The organism is Paenibacillus helianthi, from assembly GCF_001909055.1.
Lineage (GTDB): Bacteria > Bacillota > Bacilli > Paenibacillales > Paenibacillaceae > Paenibacillus_AQ > Paenibacillus_AQ helianthi.
This window is the reverse complement of record NZ_LVWI01000005.1, coordinates 1-1,137: the sequence shown is the minus strand read 5'-3', so window position 1 is coordinate 1,137 and position 1,137 is coordinate 1. Positions and strand designations below refer to the sequence as shown.

At 30.1% G+C, this 1,137-nt stretch carries 2 protein-coding genes; one reads left to right on the top strand and one right to left on the bottom strand.

Annotated elements, in window-relative coordinates; genetic code table 11:
- Window positions 1-894: D-alanine--D-alanine ligase family protein (locus A3844_RS06020; RefSeq protein WP_074106907.1), on the top strand; the 894-nt coding region annotated here is incomplete at its 5' end.
- Here the strand turns inward: A3844_RS06020 and A3844_RS33040 are convergent.
- A partial coding sequence (locus A3844_RS33040) for a hypothetical protein (RefSeq protein WP_208619404.1) occupies window positions 891-1,137 on the bottom strand: 247 nt, incomplete at its 5' end. The genes A3844_RS06020 and A3844_RS33040 overlap by 4 nt on opposite strands.

The following is a 1,137-nucleotide window of genomic DNA, read 5'->3' as shown; positions in this document are numbered from 1 at the left end:
GGGTATTATGTTAACCCATATTTTAATGAAATTAATTTTATAGTAGATATGATTAGCGAAACTTGTTATAAAAATAATAAAATCGTGTACAATCTATCACGTAATGGAAACTTTATCGGTAAGAAGTCATTGATTCCATCATTTTGTGATTTATTATCGCTTCCATATACAGGATCTAATGCTTTAGTTACTTCTTTATGCCGTGCTAAGTATACATATCTCAAATACTTTGAATCTCATAATATCATTACTACAAAAAGCTGGGTTTTATCAGAAAACAGCAACTGGTTCAACCAAGATAAACCACCTTATGGTATGAAAATAGTAATGAAACCTATGCACGAATCAGCAAGTATAGGACTTGATATGGACTCTGTTTTTATATTCGATAAAAATAGTGAACAAGAACTGATTGCAAAACAATCCCTTAGTAACATCACACTGCTCTTACAAGAATTTATTGAAGGCTACGAATGTGAAGTTCCTTTTTTTGTTAATAACAAAATACATATGATGTCTCCTGTGGGTATATCGATAAATAATAATTCTTATCTGGGTAACTCAATTTTAACATTTGATCGTTCTTTTAATGATGACTATGAATTTTATACATTAAGTGATGAATTAGAACATTCCATTATTAATAAGATTGAAGAAACTTCTATTAAAATTGTTGAATTAATAGGTTTCAATGATTATGGAAGAATTGATTATAGAATTGATGACCAAGGAACCCCCCATTTAATGGATATTGCTACCTCACCATACACTACAAAACACAGTTCCTTTGCATACTCCTTCAGTAGGCTTAAATTAGATTATAAAGATATTTATTCTACGATAATTGGTCTTGCTTATTCTAGACATCATTTGAAGAGTACGAATATATATTAGATTGATGTAAATTGAACATCTGAAAACAATATAAGCCTACAATAAAAACTGCAGGAACTGTCTTCATGTCTTGTATTTGCATACACCCAATTATCTAATTCGTAGGCACTTAGCTGAATTCTGTCCCTCACTAACTTGCCTATGGATTCATTTCTTTTCTTAATTTTACCTTCTATTTTCTTATAGAAATTAGGGAAATTATTGTTCAAATCAATTAGATAAGTTTCCGCTTCCTCCCAATCC